At 63.4% G+C, this 584-nt stretch carries 1 protein-coding gene; it reads left to right on the top strand.

The annotated features are described in order from the left end of the window. Window positions 1-118: 118 nt before the first annotated feature. A partial coding sequence (locus CEY15_RS17230) for an IS630 family transposase (RefSeq protein ID WP_245847715.1) occupies window positions 119-584 on the top strand: 466 nt, incomplete at its 3' end.

Here is a 584-nt window from a genome sequence, read left to right as displayed (position 1 = left end):
CCTAGTGTCGCGCGCGTTAAGTAGGTTTACGTTTGCGGGTGTGAAATCATGAGGTATGGCGAATCGACCTGCCCCGGCATTAGTTTTACGTCCTGGCGATCGTGAGGAATTGGAGCGGATGACGCGCTCTCAGTCGATCTCGGCAGGAATCGTTCAGCGTGCCCGGATCGTGCTGTTGGCCTCCGAGGGGCGGCGCAATGCGGAGATCGCGGAGCTGGCTGGGGCGTCGCGGCCGAAGGTGAATCTGTGGCGCGACAGGTATGAAGAGCGGGGCATCGCTGGCCTGGTTGATGAGAAGCGTTCGGGCCGGCCGCGGACGCTTGATCATGCGGCGATCGTGACCGCGACGTTGATGCCACCTCCGAAGTCTCTGGGGGTGACGCACTGGTCGTCGCGCCTGCTGGCGCAGCGGTTGAAGATCTCGCCCACCTCGGTGCTGACCGCGTGGCGGGCGTACGGGATCAAGCCGTGGCGGTCCGAGACGTTTCGCTTCTCCACCGACCCGGAGCTGGTCGGCAAAGTCACTGACATATGCGGCCTGTACTTGGCGCCACCGGAGAACGCGATCGTGTTGTGCGTGGATG

Origin of the sequence: Dietzia natronolimnaea, assembly GCF_002289575.1 — a bacterium.
Classification (GTDB): domain Bacteria; phylum Actinomycetota; class Actinomycetes; order Mycobacteriales; family Mycobacteriaceae; genus Dietzia; species Dietzia natronolimnaea_A.
Note: the sequence above shows the minus strand (reverse complement) of the source record. Positions and strands in the feature narration are given on the sequence as shown.